Annotated in this window: 5 protein-coding genes; all 5 read left to right on the top strand. The window is 70.9% G+C overall.

Annotated elements, in window-relative coordinates; translation table 11 throughout:
• Positions 1 to 853: thioredoxin domain-containing protein (locus J0670_RS20615; RefSeq protein ID WP_207813113.1), on the top strand; the 853-nt coding region annotated here is incomplete at its 5' end.
• Positions 854 to 973: 120 nt separating this feature from the next.
• The gene (lgt, locus tag J0670_RS20610) at positions 974 to 2050 is read left to right on the top strand and encodes a prolipoprotein diacylglyceryl transferase (protein ID WP_207813112.1); all 1077 of its coding nucleotides are present in this window, start codon (positions 974 to 976) and stop codon (positions 2048 to 2050) included.
• Positions 2051 to 2198: 148 nt separating this feature from the next.
• Positions 2199 to 2936, top strand: a complete 738-nt coding sequence (locus J0670_RS20605; RefSeq protein ID WP_207813111.1) for a VIT1/CCC1 transporter family protein — start codon at positions 2199 to 2201, stop codon at positions 2934 to 2936.
• A 421-nt stretch (positions 2937 to 3357) separates the two neighbouring features.
• Positions 3358 to 7959 carry a glutamate synthase large subunit gene (gene gltB / locus J0670_RS20600; RefSeq protein ID WP_207813114.1) on the top strand — a complete coding sequence of 1534 codons (4602 nt, stop codon included), beginning with the start codon at positions 3358 to 3360 and terminating at the stop codon, positions 7957 to 7959.
• Positions 7952 to 9328 (top strand): glutamate synthase subunit beta (locus J0670_RS20595; RefSeq protein WP_207813110.1); only part of this gene is annotated, 1377 nt, incomplete at its 3' end. The genes gltB and J0670_RS20595, both read left to right, overlap by 8 nt.

Here is a 9328-nt window from a genome sequence, read left to right as displayed (position 1 = left end):
GAACCGAGAAGGCAAGCGCACCGCCCGGGAGCGGATGCTGGAGCAGCGGGCGGCCGAGGAGGCCACCTCCAAGCGCAGGAAGAAGCTGATCGTGGGCGGGGCCGTGCTCGCGGTCATCGCCGCTGCCGTGATCACCGGCGTCGTCGTGCAGAACCAACGCTCCAAGCCGGAGACCCCGACCGCCTCCCCGGCCGGGACCATCGGCGACAAGAACCTGGTCGTCCCGGTCGGCGCGGGCAACGCGCCCTCCGTCCTCACCGTCTACGAGGACCCGCGCTGCCCCGCCTGCGGCATGTTCGAGCGCGAGTTCTCGGCGACCATCGACCAACTGGAGGACGCCGGGAAGATCTACACCAACTACCACCTCGTGTCGTTCATCGACCGGGCCGTGCCGGGCAAGGGCTCCAAGACCGGCGCCAACGCGCTGGCCTGCGCCCAGGACGCCGGGCACTTCCGGGACTTCCACGACGTGCTGTACCGCAACCAGCCGGACGAGACCAGCGACGCCTTCGGCGACAAGTCGGTCCTGCTGAACCTGGCCAAGCAGGTCAACGGCCTGGACACGCCGGAGTTCCAGGCCTGCGTCAAGAACAACAAGTTCGGCGGATGGGTGTCCGCGGTGCAGCAGGACTTCGACAAGTCCAGCTACAAGTCGACCCCGACCGTGCTGCTCAACGGCCAGCCGATCTACCCGAAGAACGGCGACGAGGAGATCACCCCGGCGAACCTGGTGAAGTGGGTGGACGCCGCGAACCAGGGCAAGCAGCTGGGCACGGCGGGCTCGCACGGGCAGACCCCGGCGCCGACCAGCACCGCCTCGGAGGCCAACAACCCGTCCCCGGCCGCCGGCTGAGCCCAGACCCCCGCCGCCGCGCCCTCCCCGTCCGGAGGGGGCGGCGGCGCCCGTTGTTCGGCTTCTGTGACCCCGGGGGTGTCCGACGGGGCCGTCAGACCCTGTAGCGTCGGAACCGCCATGGATATCGCCTACATTCCCAGCCCGTCGCGGGGCGTCCTGTACCTCGGACCGATCCCGCTGCGCGCCTACGCCTTCTGCATCATCCTCGGTGTCGTCGTGGCCGTCTGGCTCGGCAGCAAGCGCTGGGTCGCCCGGGGCGGCGCCAAGCACACCGTCGGCGACATCGCCGTCTGGGCCGTGCCGTTCGGTCTGGTCGGCGGTCGGCTCTACCACGTGATCACCGACGGTGGCCGGCTGTACTTCGGCCCGGGGCAGAACCCCTGGAACGCCCTCAAGATCTGGGAGGGCGGCCTGGGGATCTGGGGCGCGATCGCGCTGGGCGCGGTCGGCGCCTGGATCGGCGCCCGCCGCCGGGGCGTGCCGCTGCCCGCGTACGCCGACGCCATCGCGCCGGGCATCGCGCTCGCGCAGGCGATGGGCCGCTGGGGCAACTACTTCAACCAGGAGCTGTACGGCCGGGCGACCACGCTGCCGTGGGGCCTGGAGATCGACAAGACGCTGCCGAGCGGCGAGGTCGTGACGGGTGTCTACCACCCGACCTTCCTGTACGAGTCGATCTGGTGCGTCGGGGTCGCGCTGCTGGTGATCTGGGCGGACCGCCGGTTCAAGCTGGGGCACGGCCGGGCCTTCGCGCTGTACGTGGCCGCGTACACGGTGGGCCGGTTCTGGATCGAGTCGCTGCGGATCGACGAGGCGCACGTGTACTTCGGCCTGCGGCTGAACGACTGGACCTCGATCCTGGTGTTCCTGGGCGCGGTCGCGTACTTCGTGATCGTCGGGAAGAAGCGGCCGGGCCGCGAGGACCCGGCGAGCATCGACCCGGCCGCGCACGTGGCGGCGGACGGGGCCGAGGGCAAGGCGGGCGAGAAGTCGGTTGAGAAGTCGGCCGGGAAGGCCGGCGGCAAGGACGGCAAGAACGGCAAGGACGGCACGGACGAGGAGAAGGTGGCCGGGGATAAGCCGTCCCGCCTTCTGGACGAAAAGGCGGCCGCCGAACCGGCCGTCGCCGCCGTCGCCGACAAGACCGCCAAGGACGTCGACAAGGCCGCCAAGGACGTCGAGAACCCGACCTGACCAGGGCGTCGTCCCGGCTGAGGCCACCCTTCGCGAGGAATGCGAAGGGTGGCCTCAGTGCTGTTCGGACAGCCTAACTTTGCTGGAAATGCGCAGGTCAGGCGGGCTACGGTCGACGCAGGCGAATGAGCATGAGGGGAAGTGGACGATGAGCGCGATCACCCTGGAGGCCGAGTCGGCGCACCACCCGCGGATTCCGGCGGCGGGGCACCACCGGGACGTCAACGGCGGCTGGCTGCGGCCCGCGGTGTTCGGCGCGGTGGACGGCCTGGTGTCCAACTTCGCGCTGATGACCGGTGTGGTCGGCGGGGCGGCGTCCAGCGGCACGGTGATCCTGACCGGGCTGGCGGGGCTCGCCGCCGGCGCCTGCTCGATGGCGGCGGGTGAGTACACCTCGGTGGCCTCGCAGCGGGAGCTGGTGCAGGCCGAGATCGAGGCCGAGCGGCTGGAGCTCAGCCGCAACCCGCACGGCGAACTGGCCGAGCTCGCCCAGGTGTACATCGGGCGCGGGGTCGAGCCGGAGCTCGCCCACGAGGTGGCGCGGCAGCTGACCGCCGACCCGGAGGCGGCCCTGGAGGTGCACGCCCGCGAGGAGCTGGGCATCGACCCCAACGACCTGCCCTCGCCGCTGGTCGCGGCCGGCTCCTCGTTCCTGTGCTTCGCGCTCGGCGCGCTGCTGCCGCTGCTGCCGTACCTGCTCGGGGCGACCTCGCTGCTGCCCGCCGTGGTGCTGGCGGCGCTGGGGCTGTTCCTGTGCGGCGCGGTGGTGGCCCGGGTGACGGCGCGCGCCTGGTGGTTCAGCGGACTGCGTCAGCTGGTGCTCGGCGCGGCCGCGGCCGGGGTGACGTACCTGCTGGGATGGCTGATCGGCGGGCACGTCGGCTAGCCGAAAGCGCTGCATGATTATGCCGGGCAATGCGTGACGTTCCACACACGGGCGTCGCGCGGTGCCCGGCATAGTCTCATCATCCGGGCCCCTGAGCCGCGGATTCGCATCCGCGGGCCGGGGTCCCGGGATGGATTCGCAGGCGCCCATGATCGGTTCGTGTGGCGGTGCGGTTTCGCCCCTGTTTCAGGCCGTGGACGGGCGGGCACAATCGATAGCACGTGCACTGTGGCACGTCCTCTTCACACATCCCCTGACCTGCGTGTCCGTCCCGCCATGTGGACGGGATATTCCGCTTCTCGGGATCGTGGGCATCATGTAACTTGCGTGACACCGCACCATCGCATCAGGGCCAACGTCGTCCCTACTTGCACCAACTTGCCGAAAGACGACGACGGGAGAGCCGATGCTGTCTGCATCCATGCACTCCGCCAACGAGCCCCAGGCCGGCGCCGCCCGCCCGCCGTACGCGCTCGTGCCGGATGCGCGACCTGCTGCTCAGGGCCTGTACGACCCGCGGAACGAGCACGACGCCTGTGGCGTCGGTTTCGTCGCCACGCTGACCGGCATCGCCGACCACACCATCGTCGAGCAGGCGCTGAACGTCCTGCGGAACCTGGAACACCGCGGTGCCACCGGCGCCGAGCCGGACTCCGGCGACGGCGCGGGCATCCTCACCCAGATCCCGGACGCCTTCCTGCGCGGCCAGGTCTCCTTCGAACTCCCCGCGGCCGGCTCCTACGCCGTCGGCATCGCCTTCCTGCCGGACGACGACGAGACCGACGCCGCCGCCGTCGCGCGGATCGAGGCCATCGCGGCCGAGGAGGACCTGACCGTCCTCGGCTGGCGCGACGTCCCCGTCACCCCGGACCTGCTCGGCTCCACCGCGCGCAGCGTGATGCCGCGCTTCCGGCAGCTCTTCCTTTCCAAGGACGGCCTGGCCGGCATCGAGCTGGACCGGATCGCCTTCGTCGTCCGCAAGCGCGCCGAACGCGAGGCCGGGGTCTACTTCCCGTCGCTGTCCGCCCGCACCATCGTCTACAAGGGCATGCTGACCACCGGCCAGCTGGAGCCCTTCTTCCCCGACCTGTCGGACCGCGGCTACGCCTCCGCGATCGGCCTGGTGCACTCGCGGTTCTCCACCAACACCTTCCCGAGCTGGCCGCTCGCCCACCCGTACCGCTTCGTCGCGCACAACGGCGAGATCAACACGGTCAAGGGCAACCGCAACTGGATGCGGGCCCGCGAGTCCCAGCTCGCCACCGACCTGATCCCCGCCAACAAGAACGGGCAGGGTCTGAGCCGGATCTTCCCGATCTGCACCCCCGAGCACTCCGACTCCGCCTCCTTCGACGAGGTCCTCGAGCTGCTCCACCTCGGCGGCCGCTCGCTGCCGCACTCGGTGCTGATGATGATCCCGGAGGCGTGGGAGAACCACGCCACCATGGACCCGGCCCGCCGCGCGTTCTACCGCTACCACTCCAACCTGATGGAGCCCTGGGACGGCCCGGCCTGCGTCACCTTCACCGACGGCACCCAGATCGGCGCCGTGCTCGACCGCAACGGCCTGCGCCCGGCCCGCTACTGGATCACCGAGGACGGCCTGGTCGTCCTCTCCTCCGAGGTCGGCGTGCTCGACATCGAACAGGAGAAGGTCGCCAAGAAGGGTCGCCTCCAGCCCGGCCGGATGTTCCTGGTGGACACCGCCGAGGGCCGGATCGTCGAGGACGACGAGATCAAGTCCGCCCTGGCCGCCGAACACCCCTACCAGGAGTGGGTCGACGCCGGGCAGATCCAGCTCGCCAAGCTGCCCGAGCGCGAGCACATCGCGCACACCCACGCCTCCGTCACCCGCCGCCAGCAGACCTTCGGCTACACCGAGGAGGAGCTGCGCGTCATCCTCGCGCCGATGGCCCGCACCGGCGCCGAGGCGCTCGGCTCGATGGGCACCGACTCGCCGATCGCCGCGCTCAGCGAGAAGCCGCGCCTGCTGTTCGACTACTTCGTGCAGCTCTTCGCGCAGGTCACCAACCCGCCGCTGGACGCCATCCGCGAGGAACTCGTCACCTCGCTGCTCTCCAACCTCGGCCCCGAGGGCAACCTGCTGGCCGCCGAGGCCGCCGCCTGCCGCTCCGTCGGCATCACCTTCCCGGTGATCGACAACGACGAGCTGGCCAAGCTCGTCCACATCAACCACGACGGCGACCAGCCCGGCCTCAAGGCCGTCACGCTCTCCGGCCTCTACAAGGTCGCCAGCAACGGCGAGGGCCTGGCCGCGCGCCTGGCCGAGATCGCCGCCGAGGCGGACGCCGCGATCGCCGACGGCGCCCGGATCATCGTGCTCTCCGACCGGCACTCGGACGCCGAGCACGCCCCGATCCCCTCGCTGCTGCTCACCTCGGCCATCCACCACCACCTGATCCGCACCAAGCAGCGCACCCGGGTGTCGCTGCTGGTCGAGGCCGGCGATGTCCGCGAGGTCCACCACGTCGCGCTGCTGATCGGCTACGGCGCCGGCGCGGTCAACCCGTACCTCGCCATGGAGTCGGTCGAGGACCTCGTCGCCCAGAACGTCTTCATCCAGGGCGTCGAGGCCGAGAAGGCGATCAGGAACCTGATCAAGGCGCTCGGCAAGGGCGTGCTCAAGGTGATGTCCAAGATGGGCATCTCCACCGTCGCCTCCTACCGCGGCGCCCAGGTCTTCGAGGCCATCGGCCTCTCCCGCGAGCTGGTCGACGGCTACTTCGCCGGCACCACCACCAAGCTCGGAGGCATCGGCCTGGACGAGATCGCCAAGGAGACCGCCGCCCGGCACGCCAAGGCCTACCCGGCCTCCGGCATCCCCGCCGCGCACCGCGCGCTGGAGATCGGCGGCGAGTACCAGTGGCGCCGCGAGGGCGAGCCGCACCTGTTCGACCCGGACACCGTCTTCCGGCTCCAGCACGCCACCCGCAACCGCCGGTACGACATCTTCAAGCAGTACACGGACCGGGTGAACGAGCAGTCCGAGCGGCTGATGACGCTGCGCGGCCTGTTCGAGCTGGACGGCCAGGGGCGCGAGCCCATCCCGGTCGAGGAGGTCGAGCCGGTCTCCGAGATCGTCAAGCGCTTCTCCACCGGCGCCATGTCGTACGGCTCCATCTCCCGCGAGGCGCACGAGACCCTCGCCATCGCGATGAACCGCCTCGGCGGCAAGTCCAACACCGGCGAGGGCGGCGAGGACCCGGACCGCCTGTACGACCCCGAGCGCCGCTCGGCGATCAAGCAGGTCGCCTCCGGCCGCTTCGGCGTCACCTCCGAGTACCTGGTCAACGCGGACGACATCCAGATCAAGATGGCCCAGGGCGCCAAGCCCGGCGAGGGCGGCCAGCTGCCCGGCCACAAGGTCTACCCGTGGGTCGCCAAGACCCGGCACTCCACCCCGGGCGTCGGCCTGATCTCCCCGCCGCCGCACCACGACATCTACTCGATCGAGGACCTGGCCCAGCTCATCCACGACCTCAAGAACGCCAACCCGGCCGCCCGCATCCACGTGAAGCTGGTGTCCGAGGTCGGCGTCGGGACGGTCGCGGCGGGCGTGTCCAAGGCGCACGCGGACGTCGTCCTGGTCTCCGGCCACGACGGCGGCACCGGCGCCTCGCCGCTCACCTCGCTCAAGCACGCCGGCGGCCCCTGGGAGCTCGGCCTCGCCGAGACCCAGCAGACCCTGCTGCTCAACGGGCTGCGCGACCGCATCGTCGTCCAGACCGACGGCCAGCTCAAGACCGGCCGCGACGTCGTCATCGCCGCGCTGCTCGGCGCCGAGGAGTTCGGCTTCGCCACCGCGCCGCTGGTCGTCTCCGGCTGCATCATGATGCGCGTCTGCCACCTGGACACCTGCCCGGTCGGCGTCGCCACCCAGAACCCGGTGCTGCGCGAGCGCTTCTCCGGCAAGCCCGAATTCGTCGTCAACTTCTTCGAGTTCATCGCCGAGGAGGTCCGGGAGATCCTGGCCTCGCTGGGCTTCCGCTCGATCGAGGAGGCCGTCGGCCGCGCCGAGCACATCAACGCCCAGGCCGCGATCGACCACTGGAAGGCCGCCGGGCTCGACCTGGCCCCGCTGTTCCACGTGCCCGAGCTGCCCGAGGGCGCCGCCCGGCACCGCACCACCTCCCAGGACCACGCGCTCGACAAGGCCCTGGACAACCAGCTGATCACCCTCGCCGAGGACGCGCTGGAGCGTGGCGAGACCGTCCGGATCCAGCTGCCGATCCGCAACGTCAACCGCACCGTCGGCACCATGCTCGGCCACGAGGTGACCAAGCGCTACCGCGGCGAGGGCCTGCCCGAGGGGACCATCGACGTCACCTTCACCGGCTCCGCCGGGCAGTCCTTCGGCGCCTTCGTGCCCCGCGGCGTGACGCTGCGGCTGGAGGGCGACGCGAACGACTACGTCGGCAAGGGCCTCTCCGGCGGCGTCGTCATCGTCCGCCCGGCCCGCGAGGCCGCGGCCATCGGCAACGACGCGCAGAACCACGTCATCGCCGGCAACACCATCGGCTACGGCGCCACCTCCGGCCGGATCCACCTGCGCGGCAAGGCCGGTGAGCGCTTCGCCGTCCGCAACTCCGGCGCCACCCTCGTCGTCGAGGGCGTGGGCGACCACGGCCTGGAGTACATGACCGGCGGCCGGGTCGTCATCCTCGGCGAGACCGGACGCAACCTCGCGGCCGGCATGTCCGGCGGCATCGCGTACGTCCTGGACCTGCGCCCCGCGAACGTCAACGACGGCATGGTGGGCATCGAGGCCCCCAGCGCCGAGGACCGCGACTGGCTGCGCGAGACCGTGCAGCAGCACTACGAGGAGACCGGCTCCACCGTCGCCGCCGAGCTCCTGGCCGACTGGGGCAGCGGGGTCTCCCGCTTCTCCAAGATCATGCCGACCGACTACAAGGCAGTGCTCGCCGCCAAGGACGCCGCTGAGCGCGATGGCCTCTCCGAGGCCGAGACCACTCGCAAGATGATGGAGGCGGCACATGGCTGACCCCAAGGGTTTCCTGACCACGCCCAAGCAGCTGGCGGAGCGCCGCCCGGTCGACGTCCGGATCAAGGACTGGAACGAGGTCTACGTCGAACGCAGCCTCCTGCCGATCATCACCAAGCAGGCCGGCCGCTGCATGGACTGCGGCATCCCGTTCTGCCACAACGGCTGCCCGCTCGGGAACCTCATCCCCGAGTGGAACGACCTCGCCTACCGGGACGACTTCGTCGGCGCCATCGAGCGCCTGCACGCCACCAACAACTTCCCGGAGTTCACGGGCCGCCTGTGCCCGGCTCCGTGCGAGTCCGCGTGTGTCCTCGGCATCAACCAGGACGCGGTGACCATCAAGAACGTCGAGGTCACCATCATCGACAAGGCCTGGGACCGCGGCGGGGTCACCCCGCAGGTCCCGGAGCGGCTCTCCGGCAAGACCGTCGCCGTGATCGGCTCCGGCCCGGCCGGCCTCGCCGCCGCCCAGCAGCTCACCCGCGCCGGGCACACCGTCGTCGTGTACGAGCGGGCCGACCGCATCGGCGGACTGCTGCGCTACGGCATCCCCGAGTTCAAGATGGAGAAGCGCCACATCAACCGCCGCATCGAGCAGATGCGCGCGGAGGGCACCCGCTTCCGCACCGGCGTGCACGTCGGCGAGGACCTCACCGGGCAGCAGCTGCGCGAGCGCTTCGACGCCGTCGTCGTCGCGGCCGGCGCCACCACCGCCCGCGACCTGCCGGTGCCCGGGCGCGAGCTCAAGGGCGTCCACCAGGCCATGGAGTACCTGCCGCTGGCCAACAAGGTGCAGGAGGGCGACCTCGTCGACTCGCCGATCAGCGCCAAGGGCAAGCACGTCGTCGTGATCGGCGGCGGCGACACCGGCGCCGACTGCGTCGGCACCGCCCACCGGCAGGGGGCCCTCTCGGTCACCCAGCTGGAGATCATGCCGCGGCCCGCCGAGGAGCGGCCCGGACACCAGCCCTGGCCGACCATGCCGATGACCTACAAGGTCACCTCCGCGCACGAGGAGGGCGGCGAGCGGATCTACTCCGTCAGCACCACCCACTTCGCCGGCGACGAGGACGGCAACGTCCAGGAACTGCACCTCGTCGAGGTCGAGTTCAAGGACGGCCGGTTCGAGCCGGTGCCCGGCACCGAGCGGGCCATCCCGGCCCAGCTCGTCACCCTGGCCATGGGCTTCACCGGCACCGACGTGAAGAACGGCCTGGTCGAGCAGCTCGGCGTCGAGCTCGACGCGCGCGGTAACATTGCCCGCGACGGCCGGTTCGCCACCAATGTCGATGGCGTGTACGTCTGCGGAGACGCCGGCCGGGGCCAGTCGCTGATCGTCTGGGCCATCGCGGAGGGCCGTTCGGCC

It is taken from the genome of Streptomyces sp. FH025, assembly GCF_017427025.1.
In the GTDB taxonomy this organism is placed as follows: domain Bacteria; phylum Actinomycetota; class Actinomycetes; order Streptomycetales; family Streptomycetaceae; genus Kitasatospora.
This window is presented reverse-complemented; position numbering and strand designations above follow the sequence as displayed.

Excerpts from the sequence above, each read along its gene's own strand:
- lgt (WP_207813112.1), top strand. The coding sequence starts at position 974 with ATGGATATCGCCTACATTCCCAGCCCGTCGCGGGGCGTCCTGTACCTC.
- J0670_RS20605 (WP_207813111.1), top strand. The coding sequence starts at position 2,199 with ATGAGCGCGATCACCCTGGAGGCCGAGTCGGCGCACCACCCGCGGATT.
- gltB (WP_207813114.1), top strand. The coding sequence starts at position 3,358 with ATGCACTCCGCCAACGAGCCCCAGGCCGGCGCCGCCCGCCCGCCGTAC.